General features: G+C 73.4%; 17 protein-coding genes and 2 tRNA genes. 12 read left to right on the top strand and 7 right to left on the bottom strand.

Features of this window, described 5'->3' with window-relative positions:
- Positions 1–34: 34 nt before the first annotated feature.
- Positions 35–1,015, top strand: coding sequence for a pirin family protein (locus D9V37_RS07610; protein WP_121805529.1), 981 nt, complete (start codon positions 35–37; stop codon positions 1,013–1,015).
- Between the two features lie 165 nt (positions 1,016–1,180).
- Here the strand turns inward: D9V37_RS07610 and D9V37_RS07605 are convergent.
- A tRNA-His gene (locus D9V37_RS07605) sits at positions 1,181–1,256 on the bottom strand.
- Positions 1,257–1,287: 31 nt separating this feature from the next.
- Positions 1,288–1,920 carry an oligoribonuclease gene (gene orn, locus D9V37_RS07600; protein WP_121805528.1) on the bottom strand — a complete coding sequence of 211 codons (633 nt, stop codon included), beginning with the start codon at positions 1,918–1,920 and terminating at the stop codon, positions 1,288–1,290.
- Positions 1,921–1,970: 50 nt separating this feature from the next.
- Here orn and D9V37_RS07595 point away from each other — a divergent pair, with 50 nt between their 5' ends.
- The 3 genes from D9V37_RS07595 to D9V37_RS07585 are packed head-to-tail and all read left to right on the top strand — an operon-like array spanning position 1,971 to position 4,251.
- Positions 1,971–2,459, top strand: coding sequence for a MauE/DoxX family redox-associated membrane protein (locus D9V37_RS07595; protein WP_232524799.1), 489 nt, complete (start codon positions 1,971–1,973; stop codon positions 2,457–2,459).
- Between the two features lie 12 nt (positions 2,460–2,471).
- Positions 2,472–3,212, top strand: coding sequence for a DsbA family protein (locus D9V37_RS07590; protein WP_121805526.1), 741 nt, complete (start codon positions 2,472–2,474; stop codon positions 3,210–3,212).
- On the top strand, positions 3,205–4,251 hold the full coding sequence (locus tag D9V37_RS07585; RefSeq protein WP_121805525.1) for an adenosine deaminase: 1,047 nt from the start codon (positions 3,205–3,207) through the stop codon (positions 4,249–4,251). The genes D9V37_RS07590 and D9V37_RS07585 overlap by 8 nt, the downstream gene beginning before the upstream one ends.
- 93 nt (positions 4,252–4,344) lie before the next feature.
- On the opposite strand, the gene D9V37_RS07580 is transcribed toward D9V37_RS07585, so the two are convergent.
- The 4 genes from D9V37_RS07580 to D9V37_RS07565 form a co-directional block, all read right to left on the bottom strand.
- Positions 4,345–5,670, bottom strand: a complete 1,326-nt coding sequence (locus D9V37_RS07580; RefSeq protein WP_121805524.1) for an FAD/NAD(P)-binding protein — start codon at positions 5,668–5,670, stop codon at positions 4,345–4,347.
- 76 nt (positions 5,671–5,746) lie between these two features.
- A complete protein-coding gene (locus tag D9V37_RS07575) occupies positions 5,747–6,586 on the bottom strand; it encodes a serine/threonine-protein kinase (protein WP_121805523.1) in 840 nt (279 codons plus the stop codon).
- A gap of 169 nt (positions 6,587–6,755) precedes the next feature.
- Complete coding sequence (locus D9V37_RS07570; protein WP_121805522.1) at positions 6,756–8,525, bottom strand: ABC transporter ATP-binding protein; 1,770 nt, start codon at positions 8,523–8,525, stop codon at positions 6,756–6,758.
- Between the two features lie 83 nt (positions 8,526–8,608).
- Positions 8,609–8,682, bottom strand: a tRNA-Arg gene (locus D9V37_RS07565).
- Positions 8,683–8,929: 247 nt separating this feature from the next.
- Here D9V37_RS07565 and D9V37_RS07560 point away from each other — a divergent pair.
- The 5 genes from D9V37_RS07560 to D9V37_RS07540 are packed head-to-tail and all read left to right on the top strand — an operon-like array spanning position 8,930 to position 14,889.
- Positions 8,930–10,534, top strand: a complete 1,605-nt coding sequence (locus tag D9V37_RS07560) for a prenyltransferase/squalene oxidase repeat-containing protein (protein ID WP_147455891.1) — start codon at positions 8,930–8,932, stop codon at positions 10,532–10,534.
- The gene (locus tag D9V37_RS07555) at positions 10,531–11,376 is read left to right on the top strand and encodes a hypothetical protein (RefSeq protein WP_121805520.1); all 846 of its coding nucleotides are present in this window, start codon (positions 10,531–10,533) and stop codon (positions 11,374–11,376) included. The genes D9V37_RS07560 and D9V37_RS07555 overlap by 4 nt, the downstream gene beginning before the upstream one ends.
- A 32-nt stretch (positions 11,377–11,408) precedes the next feature.
- The gene (locus D9V37_RS07550) at positions 11,409–12,473 is read left to right on the top strand and encodes an energy-coupling factor transporter transmembrane component T (RefSeq protein ID WP_232524798.1); all 1,065 of its coding nucleotides are present in this window, start codon (positions 11,409–11,411) and stop codon (positions 12,471–12,473) included.
- Entirely contained in the window at positions 12,473–14,062 is a 1,590-nt protein-coding gene (locus D9V37_RS07545) for an ABC transporter ATP-binding protein (RefSeq protein ID WP_121805880.1), read from the top strand. Before D9V37_RS07550 ends, D9V37_RS07545 begins: the two co-directional genes overlap by 1 nt.
- Positions 14,059–14,889 (top strand): ECF transporter S component family protein, encoded by an 831-nt coding sequence (locus tag D9V37_RS07540; protein WP_121805519.1) that lies wholly within the window; start codon positions 14,059–14,061, stop codon positions 14,887–14,889. Before D9V37_RS07545 ends, D9V37_RS07540 begins: the two co-directional genes overlap by 4 nt.
- Here D9V37_RS07540 and D9V37_RS07535 read toward each other — a convergent pair.
- On the bottom strand, positions 14,875–16,311 hold the full coding sequence (locus D9V37_RS07535) for an aminopeptidase P family protein (RefSeq protein ID WP_121805518.1): 1,437 nt from the start codon (positions 16,309–16,311) through the stop codon (positions 14,875–14,877). The genes D9V37_RS07540 and D9V37_RS07535 overlap by 15 nt on opposite strands.
- 38 nt (positions 16,312–16,349) lie before the next feature.
- On the opposite strand from D9V37_RS07535, the gene D9V37_RS07530 reads away from it, so the two are divergent.
- Genes D9V37_RS07530 through D9V37_RS07520 form a run of 3 tightly spaced genes read left to right on the top strand, consistent with a single transcriptional unit; the run spans position 16,350 to position 21,012 of the window.
- Positions 16,350–17,525, top strand: coding sequence for a PrsW family intramembrane metalloprotease (locus D9V37_RS07530; protein ID WP_121805517.1), 1,176 nt, complete (start codon positions 16,350–16,352; stop codon positions 17,523–17,525).
- Positions 17,522–19,357, top strand: a complete 1,836-nt coding sequence (locus D9V37_RS07525; protein ID WP_198412431.1) for a P-loop NTPase family protein — start codon at positions 17,522–17,524, stop codon at positions 19,355–19,357. The genes D9V37_RS07530 and D9V37_RS07525 overlap by 4 nt, the downstream gene beginning before the upstream one ends.
- Positions 19,354–21,012 carry a P-loop NTPase family protein gene (locus D9V37_RS07520; protein ID WP_121805516.1) on the top strand — a complete coding sequence of 553 codons (1,659 nt, stop codon included), beginning with the start codon at positions 19,354–19,356 and terminating at the stop codon, positions 21,010–21,012. Before D9V37_RS07525 ends, D9V37_RS07520 begins: the two co-directional genes overlap by 4 nt.
- The last annotated feature ends 4 nt before the right edge of the window (positions 21,013–21,016 follow it).

Below are 21,016 nucleotides of genomic sequence, written 5' to 3'. Positions count from 1 at the left end.
GAATAGTAGAGACTTCAACCACGCTGGAGACGACATGCCTGCGATCAGCGTCGACGACCTCACCGTCCTGCGCCGCCTGCGTACGCCAGGACTGGGCGACCGGGTGCGGCCGGTGAGGCAGGTCGTCGACGCGCCCTCGGGCTACGAGGGCGAGGGGTTCCCGGTGCGGCGTGCGTTCGCGGGCGTGGACCTGCGCGACCTCGACCCGTTCGTGCACATGGACCAGATGGGCGAGGTCGACTACGCGCCGGGAGAGCCCAAGGGCACGCCGTGGCACCCGCACCGGGGCTTCGAGACCGTCACCTACATCATCGACGGCACCTTCGACCACCACGACAGCCATGGCGGCGGCGGCACCATCACCGACGGCGACACCCAGTGGATGACCGCCGGCTCCGGCCTGCTGCACATCGAGGCGCCGCCGGAGTGGCTGGTGACCTCGGGTGGGCTGTTCCACGGCATCCAGCTGTGGGTCAACCTGCCGCGCGAGGCCAAGTGGAACGCCCCCGCCTACCAGGACATCCGCGCCAAGGACGTCGGCCTGGCCACCTCGGCCGACGCCGGCGCGCTGGTGCGCGTCATCGCCGGCGAGGTCGACGGTGTCGCGGGGCCGGGGTCCACCTTCACGCCGATGTCGCTGGTGCACGCGAGCGTCGAGGCGGGTGCGCAGCTGGAGCTGCCGTGGCCGGTCGAGTACAACGCGCTGGTCTACGTGCTGGCCGGGCAGGGCTTCGTGGGCGTCGAGAAGCGTCCGCTGCGCACCGGCAACCTCGCGGTGCTCGGGGCCGGCGACTTCGTCAGCGTCGCCGGCGACACCCGCCACGACAGCCGCACCCCGGCCTTCGACGTCCTCGTGCTCGGCGGACGTCCGATCAACGAGCCCGTGGCCTGGGCCGGACCGTTCGTGATGAACACCAGGGCCGAGGTGCAGCAGGCCTTCGAGGACTTCCAGAAGGGCCGGCTGGGCACCATCCCCAGCGTCCACGGTGCGCCCACGAGCCTGCAGGAGGGCTGAGGGCGCCGGCGCTTCTCGTGGTGAGGATCTGCCGGAAAGCCCGACAACCAGCGGAATACGCGCTGCACTCCGCCGCCCAGCAGTCCGCCGCGCTGGGCTGAGACGTCATACGTCCGGGTCGCGGGAGCGACCAGTTCGTATGACGTCTCGCGGCGCCGACAACCTTGGGGTGAGCGACGGGGCTTGAACCCGCGACCCTCGCGACCACAACGCGATGCTCTACCAGCTGAGCTACGCCCACCAAGAGGTCTCCGGGGAGACCGCAGAGGATTCTAAGCGGTCCCGGGCGTCGCAGACGAATCGGCGGTCAGGGCGCCACCGTGGCGGGCGGCGATCTCCTTGGCGGTGTCGGAGGACGGGCCGGGCGGGGGGACGAAGACGGCCTCGCGGTAGTAGCGCAGCTCCTCGATGCTCTCGCGGATGTCGGCCAGTGCGCGGTGGCCGCCGTTCTTGGCCGGGGCGTTGTAGTAGGCCCGCGGGAACCAGCGCCGCGAGAGCTCCTTGATGGAGGAGACGTCGATGATCCGGTAGTGCAGGAACGCGGTGAGCTCGGCCATGTCGCGCTCGAGGAACATGCGGTCGGTGCCGACGCTGTTGCCGGCCAGCGGGGGGCGGCTGCCGTCGTCGCAGTGCTCGCGCACGTAGGCCAGCACCTGGGCCTGGGCGTCCTCCATGGTGCTGCCCTCGGCAAGCTCCTCGAGCAGCCCCGAGGTGGTGTGCATGGTGCGCACGAACTCGTCCATCTGGGTCAAGGCGGCCTCGGGCGGCCGGATGACGACGTCGACGCCGTCGCCGAGCACCTGCAGCTCGAAGTCGGTGACGAGCGCGGCCACCTCGATGAGGGCGTCGGCCCCGAGGTCCAGGCCGGTCATCTCGCAGTCGATCCACACCAGTCGGTCACTCACGCCCCCGACCCTACCCAGACCCTCTGGAGCCCCGGATTAGCATGAAAGTCATGGTCAGGTGGATCGGACTCCTGGCGCGGCTGGTCGTCGGCGGGGTCTGGATCTGGGCCGGGGCGCTGAAGCTGCCCCACCTGGAGTCGAGCGTGACGGCCGTGCGCGCCTACCAGCTGCTGCCCACCTCCACCACCGACACCGTCGGCCGGCTGCTGCCCCTGGTCGAGGTCGCCGTCGGGGTGCTGCTCGTGCTGGGTCTGCTGACGCGGGTCTCGGGCCTGGTCTCGGCGCTGCTGCTGATCGCCTTCATCGTGGGCATCTCCTCGGTCTGGGCGCGCGGGATCTCCATCAACTGCGGCTGCTTCGGCGACGGCGGCTACGACCCGAACGCGGCGGCCAAGTACCCGTGGGAGATCGCCCGCGACACCGCGCTCGCGCTGGGCTCACTGCTGCTGGTGTGGCGCCCGCGCACCCCCGCCTCGCTGGACGGCTTGCTGTTCCCCCAGCGAGACGTCGCCGCGGAGCCGGTGACCGCAGACACCTGAGGAAGGACACCGATGTCGACGAAGAACCGCGACCAGGGCCGTACCGAGCGGGCGGCCGCCATCCAGCGCGAGCAGCACCGCAAGGAGCGCAACCGCCGCGTGGCCATCTCCGGGGTGGTCGTGGTGGTGGTCGCGCTCATCATCGGGGCCGCGTTCTGGGCCACCCGCGGCAGTGGCGACACCGCCGCCGCCGGCTCCACGAGCGGGCTGAAGGTCGTCCGCGACGGCGACGCGATGGTCGTGGGCAACAACCCCGACGCCAGGGTGAAGGTCACCGTCTACGAGGACTTCCTGTGCCCGTACTGCCGGGAGTTCGAGACCTCCTCGCGCGACTTCCTGCACGCCGACGCGGCCGCGGGCAAGGTGCTCATCACCTACCGCCCCTTCCACCTGCTCTCCGAGGACTACTCGCGAGAAGCGCTGGTGGCGTGGGGGCAGGTGCTCAACCACGGCACCGGCAAGCAGGCCCTGAAGTTCCACGACCTGCTCTACGACAACCAGCCCTACGAGACCGCCTCGTCGTTCCCCGACGCCGCCGACCTGCGCAAGCTGGCGGCCAAGGCCGGTGTCAGCTCGAGCGTGCAGAAGCTCATCGGCGACGACGACGGCTCGTTCTACGACGAGGCCCAGCAGTCGGCCTCCGGCATCGACTCCACGCCGACGGTGATGGTCGACGGCAAGCAGTTCGCGCAGGGCCAGAGCATCGATGCGCTCGTCTCGGCGCTGGAGAAGAAGATCGCGGCGGATGGCTGAGCCGGGCGCCGGGCTCGCCGAGTTCATCCGGGCCCTGCCGAAGGCGGAGCTGCACGTGCACCACGTGGGCTCGGCGTCGCCGGAGGTGGTGGCGATGCTGGCCGAGCGCCACGCCGACTCCCCGGTGCCGACCGACCCCGACGAGCTGCGGCGCTACTTCGCCTTCCGCGACTTCGGCCACTTCATCACCGTCTACCTCTCGGTGGTCGACCTGGTGCGCACGCCCGAGGACGTGCGGCTGCTGACCTACGAGATCGCCCGCGAGATGGCGGTCGGGCAGCGGATCCGTTACGCCGAGCTCACCTGCACGCCGTACACGATCGTGCTGCCGCACGACGACGAGCACGGCATGGCCATCGAGGCGTACGTCGAGGCCATCGAGGACGCCCGGGTGGCCGCCGAGCGCGAGCTGGGGATCGTGCTGCGGTGGATCTACGACATCCCGGGCGAGGCCGGGCTGCCGGCGGCCGAGGCGACGCTCGACATGGCGTTGCACCACGCGCCCGACACGCTCGTCGGCTTCGGGCTGGGCGGGCCCGAGGTCGGCGTCCCGCGTCCGCAGTTCAAGCCCTACTTCGACGCCGCCCGCGCCGCCGGGCTGCACAGCGTGCCGCACGCCGGCGAGACCACCGGTCCGCAGACGATCTGGGACGCGCTGAACGAACTGGGGGCCGAGCGGATCGGCCACGGCACCTCGGCCGCCCAGGACCCCGAGCTGCTGGCCCGTCTGGCCGAGACCGGCGTGCCGCTGGAGGTGTGCCCGTCGTCGAACCTGGCCACCAAGGCGGTCGCGGACCTCGCCGAGCACCCGCTGCCGCGCTTCGTCGAGGCGGGCGTGAGGGTCAGCATCAACACCGACGACCCGCCGATGTTCGGCACCACCTTGAACCACGAGTACGAGGTGGCGGCCGGCCTGCTGGGCCTGGACGAGGCGGGGCTGGCCGAGCTGGCGCGCTCGGCCGTGAGGTCCAGCTACGCCCCCGACGAGGTACGGGCCCGCGTGCTGGAGGAGATCAACTCCGTCACGCAACGGGGCTGAGCGGTCTCATACTCCGCTCAGCCCGCTTCCCTTTCTAGGGCACCGGAGCATCGGTTCCGTGGTGCGACACGCACCTGCACGTGAACGTGGGGGCTACGGCCGGACCGCGGTGGTCGGCGTCGGCACGGGCTGCCAGGCCCGAGCCAGCCGGAACGCCTGTTCGCGCAGGTCGGGGATGGCCGCGACCTCCCACTCCAGGCCCCGGCGCGCGGCGCCCACGACGTGCACGCCGGGTAGCACCGCGCCGTCGACGCCGATGGGGCCGGCGTCGGGGTCGAGGTCGAGGCCCCGCCCCAGCGGGTGCGGCCTGATCAGGCCGCGCTCGAGGAGGGCGTCGACCAGCGGGTTCCAGCCGGAGCTGAACACCGGCGAGGGGCCGGTGCAGTTGACGACCTTGTCGAAGCTGGCCGGCTCGACATCGTCGGGGTGCGCGACCCGCAGCGAGCCGGCGTCGACGAGGCCGCGGATGCGGTCGCCCATCTCCGGTGAGGTGCGGTGGCGGTGGACCTCCCACCAGCGCGCGACGTGGCGCACGAAGCGTTCGCGGTGGGCGGGCGGCAGCCCGTGCCAGAGGTCGTTGACGTACTCACGCAGCGAGTCGGCGACGGGCCGCCACTCGCCCTCGCGCTCCTCGACGCCGGCGCGGGCGCCGCTGAGCACCGCGCTCAGCGAGCCGCCCGGCGGGGTCCACGGGCCGCCGGTGGTGGCAGGGAAGGGCAGGTGCGTGCGCGGCAGCAGTCCGTGGCGGGAGACCGCCACCAGCCGCACCGACGGGTCGGCCTCGTGCAGCTGCGCGGCCACGTCGATGGTGGTCAGTCCGGTGCCGACCAGCAGCACGTGGTCGGCCGGGCCGACCTGCTCGACCAGGTCCTCGGCCCACGGGTCGGCCACATAGCGGGCGCCGAGCGACTCCAGGTGCCGCAGCCGGCCGACCGGCGGGTTGCCCAGGGCCAGCACCACCTTGTCGGCGGCGAGGCGGAGCAGCTGCTCGGGCTCGTTGGGTGCGGTCCGGACGATCACAGCGTGCGGGCGTCCCGGGAGCAGGTCGACCACCTCGCCGCGGACCTGTTCCACGGCGCTCCCCGTGGGGACGTCGACGCGGTCGAGCACCTCGGCCAGGTAGTCGCCGTAGAGCCCGCGCGGGAGGAAGGAGTGCTCGTGGGCGGCGTACTGGCGCTCGCGGCACCAGGCGACGAGGTCGTCGGGACGGTCGGCGAACGCGCTGAGCCGCCCGGCGTAGTTGTTGAGCGTGTGCAGCCGGTGCCGGGTGCGGTAGGCCAGCCCGGGTCCGGTGCGTGGGCGCTGCTCGACCAGGGTCACGTGCACCGGGTCGTGCGAGGTCGCGCTCCGCAGCAGCTGGGCCGCCGTGATCACGCCGCCGGCGCCACCGCCGACGATCACCACCCGTGTGACCCGCATCCGTAACCCCTTTTGTCTATCGGGTTACTAATGTTAGAGCACGAGAGCCCGACGCCGCGAGTCGACCCGCCGGGGATCAGGCCAGGTCGGCGTCGGCCCAGGTCGGCCAGGGTCGGTCCTCGCCGGTGAGCTCGGCGAGCTCACCGAGGATCGACTCGTCGGTGCCGCGCGCCAGTGGGTCGGCGTCGAGCAACCGACGGACGACCGCGGCCAGCGCGACGTCGGGCAGCCGCCCGGCCTCGGGGAAGGGCGTGCCGGTGAGCGCCTCGGCCAGCAGCGTGCCGAGCCCGAAGCGGTCCATCGCCGCCGCGACCGGCGAGCAGGCCTCCATCTCCGGCGCGGTGTAGCCCGGGGTGCCGACGGGCCGGCCGGGTGGCTGGGTGCGCCCCAGCGGCCGGGCGGAGCCGGCGTCGATGAGGTAGGGCCTGCCGTCGCGCAGCACGACGTTCTCGGCCTTGACGTCCAGGTGGGCCAGCCCGGCGCGGTGCAGGGCCCGCAGCGCACTGAGCACGGCGCTGCCGAGCGTGGCGGCGTCCTCAAAGGTGAACGCGCCCTGGTCGTCGACGACGTCGGCGACGGTGGGCCCGTCGAGGTACTCCGTGACCACGAACGGCAGCGGCGCGTTGCTGCCGTCGACCAGCAGCCGGGCCAGATGGGGATGGGGGAGTGCGGCGTCGACCTCGCGCCGCAGCGCTGCGCGGGCGCGCGGGTGGTCGCGTTGGTGCGGGCGGGCGAGCTTGACCACGACGGGGTGCCAGCCGGCGGCCCACCAGGCCAGCCAGGTCTCGCACCGGTGGCCGACGCCGAGCCGCTCGAGGGCCCGAGCGCCGGGGACGAGCTCCTCGCCCGCCTCGAAGCCCCACACGGGCAGGCCGTCGACGTCGTCGACATCGGCTCGTTCGATCAGCAGCGTCATGCGGGGTCCTCGTCCGGGAGTGCGGTGCCCGCCCCGTCGCTCCGGTCCAGGGGAACGACCGGAGCGACGAGACGAGCGGGTGCGCGTCAGCCGTGGCTGCGCGAGCGGCTGCGCGAGCGCGAGCGGGTGCGCGTGCGGTGCTTGCGGATGGCCTTCTTCACCATGAGGCTCACCTCCTCTCCACGGTGACGACGGGCGTCCCGGTCGGATCGCCGGGACGCAGCTCGAGGACGCGGTCGGCCATGACGGCCAGTCGCGGGTCGTGGGTGACGATGAGGGTGGTCCGGCGGCCGGGGGCCCCGGAGACGACGCCGGCGCCGGTCCCGGCGCCGGCCCCGACGGTGGCGCCGACGGCGTCGAGCACCGCCTCCGCCGAGGCCTGGTCGAGCGAGGCGGTCGGCTCGTCGAGCAGCATCATCGGCGCGTCGCCGAGCACGGCTCGGGCCAGCGCCACCCGGCGTCGTTGACCGCCGGAGAGGCGGACGCCGTTCTCACCCAGCGGGGTGTCGTAACCCAGCGGCAGCCGCGCCACGAACTCCTCCACCCGCGCCAGGCGAGCGGCCTCGCGGACCTGCTCGCGGTCGGCGTCGGGCGTTCCGAAGGCGATGTTCTCGGCGAGCGTGGCGTCCAGCAGCCACGGGTCCTGCGGCAGGTAGGCGAACCGGGAGCGCAGGCTGGCCAGCGTGCAGTCGCGGACGTCGACGCCGTCGAGGGTGACGCGACCGGAGTCGACGTCGTAGAGCCGGAGCAGCAGGTAGGTCAGGGTGCTCTTGCCGCCACCGCTGGCGCCGAGCAGGCACACCGTCTCACCGGCGCGTACCGCGAGGGTGAGGTGGCTGATGACGGGGCGGCCCGGCTCGTAGCCGAAGCTGACGTCCTCGAACCAGATGCCGTGGCGCAGCGAGGGCGCGGGGACGGCGAGCGGGTGCTCGCGGATCGCCTCCTCGCAGACCATCACCTCCCGCACGCGGCCCGCCGAGACCGAGGCCTTGGCCAGCACGGTGGAGAGCCGGGCCAGGTTCTTCACCGGGGAGTAGAGGCTCGAGAGGTAGGCCAGCACCACCAGCAGCGCACCGACGCTCAGCCCGCCGCGCAGCACGTGGGTGCCACCCACCACCAGCACCAGACCCGTGCCGAGGGCCAGCACGACGTCGCCCACCGGCGTCCACCGCGCCGTCACGTCGACGGCTCGCAGCTCGGCCCGCAGCACCGCGTGGTTGTCGGCGCCGTGGATGGTCTCGGCGCGGTCGTGGCGACCGAAGGCCTGCACCGCCCGGATGTTGCGCAGCAGGTCGGTGGTGGTGCTCGCGAGCCGGCCCGAGGTGCTGCGCGCCGCGAGCTGGGCGGCACGGACCTGCCGCCGCTGCACCACCACCAGCAGCGCCAGCACCGGCACCACGCTGAGGCCGACGACGGCCAGCATCGGGTCGAGTCGCGCCATCAGCACGACCACGGCCGCCACCATCACGGCGTCGGGGACGAGCGTGGTGGTCGTGGCCACCACGGCGTCCTGCAGCCGGCCGACGTCGGTGCTCATCCGCGACTGCAGCTCGCCGACCCTCGTCCGGTCGTGCCAGCGCAACGAACGGGTGAGCAGCCGCGTGAACATGTCCGAGCGCACCCGGGCTCCGATCCGCTCGGCCGCGCCCTCGGCGGAACGCTCCAGGACGAGGTCGAGCGCGCCGATGCCCACGGTCAGCACCACGGTGGCCAGGGCCGCCAGCACCAGCGCCGACGTCGCACCCAGCTCGCCGAGCACGGGCAGCCGCAGCGGGCGTGCCCCCGCGGCGAGCGCATGGTCGACCGCCAGGGCCAGCGGCCAGGGCCGCAGCAGCTCCAGGCCCACCTGCACCAGCACCGAACCGGCGGCCAACCCCAGGCGCGCAGCCTGGGGCCGGGCGGCCGGAGCGACGACGCGCAGCGCGAGGGGGAGAGGCACGAGTCGACGATCTCCTCGACCTGGTCGTATCCGCCATGGGACCTAGGTCGTAGCCCTCCGGTTCCGCCTGCGGCGAGGACCAGCGCCCCCGGCAGGACTCGAACCTGCGACCTAGAGATTAGAAGGCTCTTGCTCTATCCAGCTGAGCTACGGGGGCCCGACCGGCCACAGGGTAGTGGCTCACAGATGGGTTACCGTTCGTTCACACAACCGCATACGCACGTCCACAGGGGAAGCCGGTCCGATTCCGGCGCTGTCCCGCAACCGTGTGTCCCGCCTGGTCGCCAGGCGTGACGAGCCGGAGCGCCTGGGGCGAGGCGTCTTCATCACACGCTGTCGAGGACAACGGTGGATGAGCGGCACTCGGGAGCGCCGCCCTTCCGCCAGCAGCGGGAAGGACACCCATGACCATCTTCTCTGCCGCTCCGGGAGCCCCGGGAAGGCGCCGGTTGCGTGGCGTCGCCACCGCCGCCGCACTCGTGCTGCCGCTGGCTGGTACCGCGCTCGTCGGGGCGCCCGCGCAGGCCGCGAACGACCCGAAGCCGCTGGCCGGTGCCGCCGACTGGGTGGCCGGGCAGCTCTCGTCGGGCGGCCTCATGGTGGGCCCCTACGGCAACGACGTCGGGCTGTCGATCGACGCCTTCGACGCTTTGGGTGTCGCCGGCGGCCACGCCCCGCAGCGGACCGCCATCGCCAACGCGGTCGCCTCCGGCACCAACGCGACCGACTACTACAGCTACACCGACTCCTCCACGAACACGACGACCTACTACGCCAACTCGCTGGCCAAGCTCCTCGTGTTCGCCCAGGCGAACGGGTACACCAACGGCACCTACGGCGGGCAGAACATCCTGACCCGCATGAACGACCTGACCGACAACACCACCGGTGTGGTAGCGGACAGCTCGGGGGACAACTACGCCAGCACTATCGGTCAGGCCTACGCCGCGCGCGGCCTGACGAACGCCGGATCCAGCGAGGCGTCGGCCGCCGTCAACGCGCTCCTCAACCAGGAGTGCACCGCCGGCTACTTCAGCCTCAGCTTGTCGGCGGCGGGATGCACGGCGTCCTCGACCGCCGACACCGACGCCACGTCGATCGCGGTCATCCAGCTCAGCCAGCTCGCCGCCACCCCAGCGATCACCGCCAAGCTCAACACGGCGAAGACCTGGCTGGCCTCGCAGCAGAAATCCGACGGCTCGTTCGGGGGCGGCACCAGCACGGCGGCCAGCAACGCCAACAGCACTGGTCTCGCCGGGTACGCCCTCGGCCTGCTCGGCGACACCGCGGCCGCCCAGAAGGCGGCCGTCTACGTGCGCTCGTTGCAGGTGCACCAGCCGGCCGCGTGCACGGACGCGCTGTCGAACGCCCAGGGCACCGTCGGCTACGACGCCGCCACGCTGAGCACCGGTCGCTACAACGGTCTCGGCAACGCCACCGTGCTCGACAAGTTCCGCCGCGCCACGACCCAGGGCATGCTCGTGCTCGGGAACGCGCCCACCGGCACCGGCCCCGTCTCCACCACCGACGGCTTCGCCCGGCCGAAGGCGGCCACGACGATCAGCGTCAGTGGAGTCGCCCCGGGTGACTCGGTGTGCGTCACCGGTCCCGGTACCGCCAAGCTCGGCACGGCTGGTGCCAGCGGCACGGCGGACGTCTCGGTCACGGCGCCGAAGTCGGGCACGGCCAGCTACACCATCGTGGACTCGCAGGGTCGCAGCGCCGCGGCGTCGGTGCAGGTGCTCCAGAACGCGAAGTTCAAGACCTACGTCTCGCACAAGCGGATCAAGCGCGGCGCCCGGCAGTACCTGGCCGTCAAGGGCTTCGCCACCGGTGAGCCGGTGCGGATCAAGGTCTACGGCACCACCATCAACCGCGTCGCCAATGCTCAGGGCAAGGTCTCGCTGAGCTTCAAGGCCGGCAAGCGGGTGCGCAAGGTCACGGTGAAGGTGTTCGGCCGCTTCGGCGGGGTTCGCAAGGGGGCCATCACCTTCAAGGTGGTGCGGTGACCCGACTCCTGGTCGCGATCGCAGCACTCCTGGTTCTCGGCGCGGCGCCCGCGGGCGCCGCGCCGAGCTCGGCGGGTGCCTGCACCGCGGGCGGCGTCACCGTCGTCGTCGACTTCCACCAGCTCGGGGGCGGGGTGCGGCAGTCCTGCGACACCGCGGGCGGCGGCCGGTACGCCGACGACATCTTCCGCGACGTCGGCGTGAGCTTGAGCTACGCCTCGCGCCAGCCCGGGTTCGTGTGCCGGGTCGAGAACGCCCCGCAGAGCGACCCGTGCACCACCACCTCGCCGGCCGACGCCTACTGGGGACTGTTCTGGAACGACGGCCAGGGCGGTGGGTGGACCTACTCCACCAGCGGCGTCAGAGGCCTGCAGGTCCCTGCCGGCGGCAGCGTCGCGTTCGCCTGGCAGGGGAGCACCAACGCCAACCCGCCGGGGGTCGCGCCGACGCAGGTGAAGGCCACCTCCGCCGCGAAGCCGACCCGCGCGCCCACGTCCAAGTCCACGACGAAGTCCAAGCCCAAGACCAAGACCACGGCCTCGGCGACGCCGCGTGCGGCGTCGACCGCGACGGTGGCGGCGAGCACCGCCACCACCTCCGCGCCGACCCCAACGCCCACCCCGACCCCCACCGCGGCGACACCGGCGGCCGCCACGCCGTCGCCCACGGCCACCCCGAGCGCGACGTCGAGCGCCCAGGCGCTCTCACCCGCGGCGGCCACGACCGATGACAGTCAGCAGACCGGTGGTGGGACGCTGCCGTGGTGGCTGCCGGTGATCGTGGTCGTGCTGCTGGCCGGGGGCGGCCTCGGCGCGGTCGTGTGGCGGCGTCGAGGCGTGTGACCACGGCCGAGCTGCCCCGGGCGAGGGTCCGCGTGCGGCAGCTCCCGCGCGAGCTCCATCCCGGGGCGTGGTGGATCTGGGCGCTCGGCCTGGCCGCGGCGGCGTCGGCCACCACCAACCCGCTGCTGCTCCTGCTGGTGGTGGCCGAGGCCGGGGTGGTGGTCGCGCTGCGACGCTCCGACCACCCGTGGTCGCGGGCGTTCCGGCTCTACCTCTGGCTGGGTCTGGTCGTGGTGGTGCTGCGGGTGCTGTTCCGGGTGGTGCTCGGCGGCGCCACCGGCACCGGCACCGTGCTCCTCGACCTGCCCGAGATCCCGCTGCCGCACTGGGTGCTGGGCATCCGGCTGCTCGGGCCGGTCACGGCCGACACCGTGCTGGCCGGGCTCTACGACGGCATGCGACTGGCCGCCATCCTCATCTGCGTCGGCGCGGCGAACGCGCTGGCCAACCCCAAGCGGCTGCTCAAGTCGCTGCCGCCCGCGTTGTACGAGGTCGGGACGACGGTGGTGGTGGCGGTGGCGATCCTGCCGCAGCTGGCCGACAGCGTGCGGCGGGTCCGCCAGGCGCAGCGCCTGCGCGGCTCCGGACACGGTCGCCGCAGCCTGCGTCGGCTGCTGGTTCCCGTGCTCGAGGACGCGCTCGAGCGGTCGTTGGCGCTGGCTGCCGGCATGGACGCCCGCGGCTACGGCCGGGCCGGCGACCTGACGCCGCGCCAGCGCCGGGTGACCGGCACGCTGCTCATCGCCGGGCTGGTGGGCATCAGCGTCGGGGTGTACGCGGTGCTCGACCAGAGCGCCCCGCGGGTGCTGGCGGTGCCGATGCTCGTCCTGGGGGCGCTGGCGGCGGCGGCCGGTTTCGTCTCCGCCGGCCGGCGGGTGCAGCGCACGCGCTACCGGCCCGACCCGTGGCGGGTACCGGAGCTGCTGGTCGCCGGCAGCGGGGTGCTGGTGGCGGCGGCGGCGTTCGTGCTGCTGCCGCACCAGCCGGCGGTGCAGGACCCCGCCCTCACCGCGGCGCCGACGCTCACGCTGGCCGCGCTGCTGCTGGTGCTGCTCGGGCTGGTGCCCGCGTTGGTGGCGCCGAGGACGTCCTCGTGATGCAGCTGCGCGCGGTCGGCGTGGAGCTGGCCGGCAACCGGGTACTGCGCGACGTCGACCTCGCCGTCGAGGAGGGCGAGCTGCTGCTGGTGGCCGGGCGCACCGGCGTGGGCAAGTCGACGCTGCTGGGCACCTTCAACGGCCTGGTGCCGTGGTTCACCGGCGGCACCATGAGCGGGGGAGTGTGGCTCGGCGACGTCGACATCACCGCCCGGCCGCCGCGGGAGCGGGCCGCCGACGTCGGCTACGTGGGCCAGGACCCGAGCGCCGGCTTCGTCACCGACACGGTGGAGGAGGAGCTCGCCTACGGCATGGAGCAGCTCGGCCTCGACCCGCCGACGATGCGCCGCCGCGTGGAGGAAACCCTCGACCTGCTCGGGGTGGCCGACCTGCGCGGCCGCGACCTGCGGACCCTCTCGGGCGGTCAGCAGCAGCGCGTGGCGATCGGCTCGGTGCTCACCATGCACCCGCGGCTCCTGGTGCTCGACGAGCCCACCTCGGCGCTCGACCCGACCGCGGCCGAGGACGTGCTGGCCACCCTGGCCCGCCTGGTGCACGACGTCGGCCTGGCCGTCGTGGTCGCCGAGCACCGGCTGGAGCGGGTGGTGCCCTTCGCCGACCGGGTGTGCCTGCTCCCCGGCGACGGCACCGTCGTGGTGGGCCCGCCCGCCGAGGTGCTGGCCGCCTCACCGGTGGTCCCGCCCATCGTCGAGCTGGGCCGGGTGGCCGGGTGGTCGCCGCTGCCGCTCTCGGTGCGCGACGCCCGCCGGGCCGCTCGCCATGCCTCACCGATCCCACCAGTCCCACCAACCTCACAAGACCAAGAGTTTTGCCGGGCGCCCGGCAACACCCCCGCCGCCGGCGAGGGCCTTGCCGCTCGCGGTCTGCGGGTCACGTATGGCTCCGCCGGCCGGCAGACGGTTGCGCTGCGCGACGTCGACGTCGACCTGCCGGCCGGGGCCGTGACCGCGGTGATGGGCCGCAACGGGTCGGGGAAGTCCTCGCTGCTGTGGGCGCTGCGCGAGCCCGCGCGCCGCGCGGCCGGCTCCGTGTCGGGGAGCGTCGGCGTCGGCCTCGTGCCGCAGACCGCGGCCGATCTGCTCTACCTCGAGACCGTGGGTGAGGAGTGCACGGCCGCCGACCGCGACGCCGCCGCGGCGGCGGGCACCACACGGGCACTGCTCGACCGGCTGGTGCCGGGCGTCGACGACCGCGTCCACCCGCGCGACCTGTCCGAGGGCCAGCGGCTCGCGCTGGTGCTCGCCGTCGTGCTGGCTGCCGCGCCCGCGGTGGTGGCGCTCGACGAGCCGACCCGCGGCCTGGACTACCCGGCCAAGCGGGCGCTGACCGAGGTGCTGCTCGCGATGGCGGCCGAGGGCCGGGCCGTGGTCGTCGCCAGCCACGACGTCGAGTTCGTCGCCGAGGTGGCCGACCGCGTCATCGTGCTGTCCGACGGCGAGGTCGTCTCGTCCGGCCCCACCGGCGAGGTGCTGGCTCAGTCGCCGGCCTTCGCGCCGCAGGTCGCCAAGATCCTCGGGCCGCCCTGGCTCACCGTCGAGCAGGTCGTCGCGGCCCGGGAGCAGCGATGAGCGCGCTCGACCTGACCGGTCGTGCAGTGACTCGTCCGGCGCTGGCGTTGCGGCCGCGCTCGGCCGCCGTGCTTGGGCTGGCCAGCGTGGCCGGGCTGCTGATGTTCTGCTGGCCGCTGCTGGTGCACGTGCGCGTGCACGGCGACACCGTCTCGCCGCCGTTCTTCTTCCTCGTGCTGCTGCCGGTCGTCGTGCTGGTGGTCCTCGCCGAGCTCAGCGAGGGCGGCATCGACGCCAAGGTGCTGGCCGTGCTCGGCGTGCTGACCGCCTGCAACGCGGTGCTGCGCGGCCTCGACGCCGGTCTGGCCGGGATCGAGTTCGTCTTCTTCCTACTGGTGCTGGCCGGCCGGGTCTACGGCGCCGGCTTCGGGTTCGTGCTCGGCTGCACCTCGTTGTTCGCCTCCGCGCTGCTCACCGCCGGCGTCGGCCCCTGGCTGCCCTACCAGATGCTGGCCTCGGCCTGGATCGGTCTGGGTGCCGGACTGCTACCGCGCCGGGTCACCGGCCGAGCCGAGATCGCGATGCTCGTGGCCTACGGCGTCGTCGCGGCCTACGTCTTCGGGCTGCTGATGAACCTGTCGAGCTGGCCGTTCCTGCTCGGCGTCGCCGTCCCCGGTCACGACGGCGGTCTGTCGTTCGTCCCCGGCGACCCGCTGGTCGACAACCTGCACCGGTTCGGCGTCTACACGCTGCTGACCTCCACCGGCAGCTTCGACACCGGCCGGGCCATCACCAACGCGCTGGCCATCGTGGTGCTCGGACCCGCCATCCTCACCACGCTGCGACGCGCCGCCCGGCGGGCCCGGTTGGACTCACCGGCGCAGTGAGCCCATCCACTCCTCGATGGCGTCGGGCTCGCGGGGGAGGGCCTCGGACAGGTTCACGGGGCCGTCGGCGGTGACCAGGATGTCGTCCTCGATGCGGATCCCGATCCCGCGCAGCTCCTCGGGCACCAGCAGGTCGTCCTCCTGGAAGTACAGGCCCGGCTCGACGGTGAGCACCATGCCCGCTTCCAGGTCGCCCTGGGGGTAGATGTCGGGGTCGGCCTGCGCGCAGTCGTGCACGTCCATGCCGAGCATGTGGCTCACCCCGTGCAGCGTCCAGCGCGAGTAGACCTTGCTGTCCTCGGCCAGCGCCTCGTCGACCGAGACCGGCAGCAGCCCGAGGTCGTCGAGACCGTGGGCGAGCACGTCCATCGCCGCGTGGTGGGCGCCGCGGAACGTCGCCCCGACCTGCACCGCGGCGATGCCCTGCGTCTGGGCCTCGAGCACGAGCGAGTACAGGTCACGCTGCAGCGGCGTCCAGGTGCCGGAGATCGGCAGCGTGCGGGTGACGTCGGCGGTGTAGAGCGAGGTCGCCTCGGCACCCATGTCCAGCAGCACCAGCTCGCCGGGCGTCATCGGACCGGTGTTGTCGATCCAGTGCAGCGTCGTGGCGTGGCGCCCGCCGCCGACGATCGAGTCGTAGCCGATGTCGTTGCCCATGGCGCGGGCCCGTCGGAAGAACGTGCCCTCGACCCAGCGCTCGCCGTAGCGCAGCACGTCGCCCCATTCGCGCGCGCAGTCCTCGAAGCCCAGCGTGGTGGTGTCGCAGGCGGTCCGCAGCTCGCCGACCTCCCACTCGTCCTTGACCAGCCGCAGCTCCGAGAGCACCTTGGCCAGCTCGATGTCGCTGTCCTCGTCGCCGGCGACCGCCGCGTCCACCCGCGCGTCGACGCCGCGCAGCACCCGGGTCTTCCCCGGCCGGGCCAGCACGTCGTCGAGGTCGTCGAGGTGACGGGTGGTCACGCCGAGGGAGTCGGAGATCTCGCGCAGCGAGGGTCGCCGCCCCGCCCATAGCTCGCCGTACTGGCGGTCGCGGAAGAACTCGTCGCTCTCGCGCGAGCTGCGCGGGCGCGCGAACAGGGTGGCCTCGCCGTCCTCGACCACGAGCACGGCGTCGGAGGTCTGGTTGCCGCTGAGCCAGGTGTGGGCGGTGTCGGGCCGGAACCGGTAGTCGGTGTCGTTCGAGCGCACCTTGAAGCCGCCGGCGGGCACCACCAGCCGCTCGCCGGGGAACTGACCGGCCAGTCGCTCCCGACGGCGGGCCGCCCACGGCGTGACCGGGTGGGCGGGCAGGTCGAGCTCCCGCTCGCCCCAGCCCTTCCGCATGAACTCGGCCCAGGCCTGTGGCACCTGGAGGTCGTGGGTCTCGGTGTGCTCCTGCTCGAGCTCGCCCGGTGCCTGCGCGTCCTGCTCACCCGCTGCCATTCGGCAAGCCTACGACCCGAACTACTAGGGTTTCGTCCATGTCTGTCGCGCCGTCTCCGACCCGTGTGGTCCCGCGGCGCAGCGGACTGGGCTTCACCGTCTCGGTCTCGGTGGCGATGCTCCTCGGCGCGCTGGCCATGGGCTTCGTCCTGCTGGCCTCGGACGCCCCCGGCGCGATCGTCGTCGGCGCCGTCCTCGCCGCCCTCCCGGTGGGCCCGGTGCTGGGCTGTTTCCTGTGGCTCGACCGCTACGAGCCCGAGCCGCGCACCCTGCTCCTGCTCGGGCTGGGCTGGGGTGCGTTCGTGGCGACGTCCAGCGCGCTGGTGCTGCAGCTGGTCGGAGAGTTCGCGTTCCGGGCGCCCCAGTCGTTCAGCGGCGCCGTGGTGGCCCCGGTCACCGAGGAGGCGGCCAAGGGACTGTTCATCCTGCTGCTGCTCTTCTTCCGCCGCAACGAGCTCGACGGGGTCCTCGACGGGATCGTCTACGCCGGGATGGTCGGCGTCGGCTTCGCCTTCGTGGAGAACATCCTCTACCTCTCCTCGGCCTACGTCGGCGAGCAGGGCCAGCTGGGCGGCATCGGCAGCGCCGTCGGGCTGTTCGTGGTGCGCGGCATCTTCAGCCCGTTCGCCCACCCGTTGTTCACCACCTTCACCGGCATCGGCGTCGGCCTGGCCGTCGTCAGCCGCCGTCCGGCCGTGCGCGTGCTGGCTCCGATCGGCGGCTACCTGCTCGCCGTCGCCGCCCACGCCACGTGGAACGCCTCGGCCTTCATGGGCGGCGGCCGCGGCTTCGTGCTGACCTACCTGTTCGTCATGGTCCCCGCCTTCGCGCTGCTGGCCGGCTTCGCGATCTGGGCGCGCCGCCGCGAGGCCCGCATGCTCACCGACTCACTGGCCGACTGCGCCCGCCGGGGCTTCCTCGACCCCGCCGAGGTGCCCTGGCTGGTCCGGCTGCCGGCCCGCCGCGCTGCGCGCCGTTACGCCCGGCAGGCCGGTGGTCCCGACGCGCTCGGGGTGATGCGCGAGTACCAGCAGACCGCCGTCGAGCTCGGCTTCCTGCACAGCCGCTACCTGCGCGGCACCGCCCCGCGCGACGCCACCGCACGCGGCCAGGCCTACGTCGACCAGCTCATCCGGTTGCGACCGCACCTGGTCTGGCCGCGCGCCACGGGCCCCAGCGGTGCCGTCGGACCTGCCGCCGGAGGACTCGCGTGAGCGGCACCCGCCCCGGCATGCCGCCGGGACCCGACGGGGCGACGTCGGCACAGATGCTCACCACCCTGGTGCGGCTGCGCGACGCCCTGGCCCAGACCTCGCTGCCGCTGGACCTGCCCGAGGTCGAGGAGCGGCGCACGCAGCGCGTCGAGCTGGTCGACCAGCTCGAGGACTACGTCCTGCCCCGGCTGGTGCAGCTCGACGCCCCGCTGCTCGCCGTCGTCGGCGGCTCCACCGGTGCGGGCAAGTCCACGCTGGTGAACTCACTCGTCGGCACCCAGGTCACCACCCCCGGCGTGCTGCGCCCGACCACCCGCTCCCCGGTGCTGGTGCACAGCACCGGCGACGCCGAGTGGTTCGGCCAGGACCGGATCCTGCCCGGTCTCGAGCGCACCCAGCGCCCCACCAACGACCCCGGTGCCCTCCAGCTGGTGGCCTCATCGGTCCTGCCGCCCGGGCTCGCCGTGCTCGACGCGCCCGACGTCGACTCGGTCGAGGAGAGCAACCGCGTGCTGGCCGCCGAGCTGCTGGCTGCCGCGGACCTGTGGCTGTTCGTCACCACGGCCGCGCGGTACGCCGACCAGGTGCCCTGGGACTACCTGCGCCGCGCCGCCGACCGCAGCGCCGCCGTGGCCATCGTGCTCGACCGCACGCCCCCGGCCGCGGTCGCGGAGGTGAGCAGCCACCTCGCCCGGATGCTCACTGCCCGCGGGCTGCGCGACTCGCCGTTGTTCGTGGTGCGCGAGGGCCACGTCGACGCCGACGGACTGCTGCCGCCCGAGGACGTCGTGGAGATCAAGAACTGGCTGGCCGCGCTGGCCGCCGACTCCGGAGCCCGCGGCCGGGTGGTGCGCCAGACCCTCGAGGGCACCATCCGGGTCCTGGCGCGTTCCTCGCACCAGGTCGCCGACGCCGCCACCGAGCAGGTCGCCATCCGCGGCCGGCTGCTGCGCGACGTCGAGCAGTCCTACGCCGACGCCCTGCTGGCCATCGACCGCGGCTGCGCCGACGGCACCCTGCTGCGCGGTGAGGTGCTCGCGCGGTGGCAGGAGTTCGTCGGCACCGGTGAGTTCTTCAAGGGGCTGGAGGCCAAGGTCGGGTGGCTGCGCGACCGGCTCGGCAACGCCGTGCGCGGTAAGCCGCAGCAGGCCGGCCGGGTCTCGGTCGCGGTGGAGTCCGGACTGCACACCTTGATCCTGGAGAACGCCGAGGACGCCGCCGAGCGCGCCGCCAACGCCTGGCACGGCGTGCCCGCGGGCCGCCGGCTGCTCGAGGACGGCGGTCAGGACCTCGGCCGCGCCTCACGCGACTTCCGCGGTCGTGCCGACCGCGCCGTGCGCGACTGGCAGCAAGGGGTGATGGACCTGGTCCGCAGCGAGGGCGCCGGCAAGCGCACCACCGCGCGCTTCCTCGCCTACGGCGTCAACGGCCTGGGCGTCGCGTTGATGGTGGTCGTCTTCGCCTCCACGGCCGGGCTCACCGGCGCCGAGGTGGGCATCGCGGGCGGCAGCGCCCTGCTGGGCCAGAAGCTCCTCGAGGCCGTCTTCGGCGACCAGGCGGTCCGCCGCCTGGCCCAACGCGCTCGCGAGGACCTGGCCGAGCGCGTCCAGGTGCTGCTGGCCGAGGAGCAGCGTCGGTTCACCGATCGGATCGACACCTTGGAGATCTCCGCCGAGAGCCCCGAGCTGATCCGCGAGCTGGCCCGCCGGGTCGACGACCTGCGCTTCGCCCAGAAGAGCGCCGAGTCCGCCGGCACCGGCCACGCGGTGGGGTTCCACGAGGCCACGCCGCTGACCGACTTCAGCCGCGAACAGGACCGTGGTCAGGGATGAGCTCGCTCCTCGAAGGCGCCCGCCGGCTGCTCGGCCGCCGCTCCGACCTCGCCGGGCAGATCGGCGGCCTCCAGCAGGCCGTCGACCAGGCGCGCGGCCGGCTGGCCGAGGAGGACCTGGCGCCGGCCGCCGCCATCGTCGAGCGTGCCGGCGCCCGGCTGCGGCTCTCACCCGACCACACGGTCGTCGCGCTGGCCGGTGCCACCGGCTCGGGCAAGTCCTCGACCTTCAACGCCCTCGCCGGCGTCGACCTCGCCTCCACCGGCGTGCGCCGGCCCACCACCTCGTGGGCCACCGCCTGCCTGTGGGGCGGTCCCGCAGGCGCGGAGGAGCTGCTGGAGTGGATGGGCATCCCGCAGCGACACCAGACCACCCGCGACTCGATGCTGGACAAGGGCCGCGAGGCCAAGGACCTGCGCGGCCTGGTGCTGCTCGACCTGCCCGACCACGACTCCACCGAGGTGGCCCACCACCTCGAGGTCGAGCGCCTCATCGTGCTCGCCGACCTCATGGTGTGGATCCTCGACCCGCAGAAGTACGCCGACGCCGCCGTCCACCAGAAGTTCCTCGCGCCGCTGGCCGGCCACAAGGACGTCATGATCGTGGTGCTCAACCACATCGACGAGGTGCCGCGCGACAAGCGCCAGGGCATGATCGAGGACGTCCGGCGGCTGCTGGCCCTCGACGGACTCGAGGGCATCCCGGTGGTGGCCACCTCCGCCACCACCGGCGACGGGATCCCCGAGCTCAAGCGGCTGATCACCCAGCGCGTGCAGGACAAGAAGGCCAGCCGCGCCCGGTTCCGCATCGACGTCCACGAAGCCGCCGAGCGGCTCGACACGGCCTGCGGGTCCGCCCCGCCGCGTGAGCTGACGTCGGCCACCCGGGCGGAGCTGACCGCCGCGGTCGCCGACGCGGCAGGCGTCCCGGTCGTCGTCGATGCCGTCCAGCGCTCCTCCCGGCTGGGTGCTGCCCGCGCGACCGGCTGGCCGCCGCTGACGTGGGTGTCGCGGCTGCGACCCGACCCGCTCAAGCGCCTCCACCTCGACCTGGACACGGAGGGTCGCGAGATGGTCGTCAGCGCACGCTCGTCGGTGCCCGAGGCCACCCAGGTGCAGCGCGCCCGCGTGGACACCGCCGTGCGCCACGTGGCCGACGAGGTGTCCGGTGGCCTCGCCCAGCCCTGGGTGCGCGCGGTGCGACGGGCCTCGACCTCCCACGGCGACGACTTCGCCGACGCGGTGGACCGGGCCATCACCTCCACGCCGCTGGGGGCGGGCAAGGTGCCGCTGTGGTGCCGGCTGGTCCAGGTCGTGCAGTGGCTCGCGATCCTGGCCGTCGTCGCCGGACTGGGCTGGCTGGCCGCCGTGGCGGTCATGGACTTCATGCAGCTCAACCCGGCCGACCCGCCCCACTATGGCGGCCTGCCCGCGCCCACCCTGCTGCTGGTCGCCGGTCTCGCGATCGGCCTGGTCCTGGCCGCGGTCAGCCGCGTCCTGGTCCGCATCGGCGCCCGCAACCGGGCGCGGTCGGCCGATCGGCGGCTGCGACAGGCGATCAGCGGGGTGACCGAGGAGATGATCCTGCGGCCCGTCGACTCCGAGCTGGAGGCCTACAAGAAGGTGCGCGAGGGCCTGCAGCGGGCCCTGGCCTGATCCT

Source organism: Nocardioides mangrovicus (assembly GCF_003674065.1).
GTDB lineage: Bacteria > Actinomycetota > Actinomycetes > Propionibacteriales > Nocardioidaceae > Marmoricola > Marmoricola mangrovicus.
The sequence above is the reverse complement of the archived record's forward strand: the minus strand, read 5'-3'. Positions and strand labels throughout refer to the sequence as shown.

What these genes read in the sequence shown, in the direction of transcription:
- D9V37_RS07560 (WP_147455891.1), top strand. Translation starts at nt 8,930, where the DNA reads ATGACCATCTTCTCTGCCGCTCCGGGAGCCCCGGGAAGGCGCCGGTTG.
- D9V37_RS07540 (WP_121805519.1), top strand. Translation starts at nt 14,059, where the DNA reads ATGAGCGCGCTCGACCTGACCGGTCGTGCAGTGACTCGTCCGGCGCTG.
- D9V37_RS07530 (WP_121805517.1), top strand. Translation starts at nt 16,350, where the DNA reads ATGTCTGTCGCGCCGTCTCCGACCCGTGTGGTCCCGCGGCGCAGCGGA.
- D9V37_RS07520 (WP_121805516.1), top strand. Translation starts at nt 19,354, where the DNA reads ATGAGCTCGCTCCTCGAAGGCGCCCGCCGGCTGCTCGGCCGCCGCTCC.
- D9V37_RS07545 (WP_121805880.1), top strand. Translation starts at nt 12,473, where the DNA reads ATGCAGCTGCGCGCGGTCGGCGTGGAGCTGGCCGGCAACCGGGTACTG.
- D9V37_RS07585 (WP_121805525.1), top strand. Translation starts at nt 3,205, where the DNA reads ATGGCTGAGCCGGGCGCCGGGCTCGCCGAGTTCATCCGGGCCCTGCCG.
- D9V37_RS07610 (WP_121805529.1), top strand. Translation starts at nt 35, where the DNA reads ATGCCTGCGATCAGCGTCGACGACCTCACCGTCCTGCGCCGCCTGCGT.
- D9V37_RS07595 (WP_232524799.1), top strand. Translation starts at nt 1,971, where the DNA reads ATGGTCAGGTGGATCGGACTCCTGGCGCGGCTGGTCGTCGGCGGGGTC.
- D9V37_RS07590 (WP_121805526.1), top strand. Translation starts at nt 2,472, where the DNA reads ATGTCGACGAAGAACCGCGACCAGGGCCGTACCGAGCGGGCGGCCGCC.
- D9V37_RS07535 (WP_121805518.1), bottom strand. Translation starts at nt 16,311, where the DNA reads ATGGCAGCGGGTGAGCAGGACGCGCAGGCACCGGGCGAGCTCGAGCAG.
- D9V37_RS07580 (WP_121805524.1), bottom strand. Translation starts at nt 5,670, where the DNA reads ATGCGGGTCACACGGGTGGTGATCGTCGGCGGTGGCGCCGGCGGCGTG.
- D9V37_RS07575 (WP_121805523.1), bottom strand. Translation starts at nt 6,586, where the DNA reads ATGACGCTGCTGATCGAACGAGCCGATGTCGACGACGTCGACGGCCTG.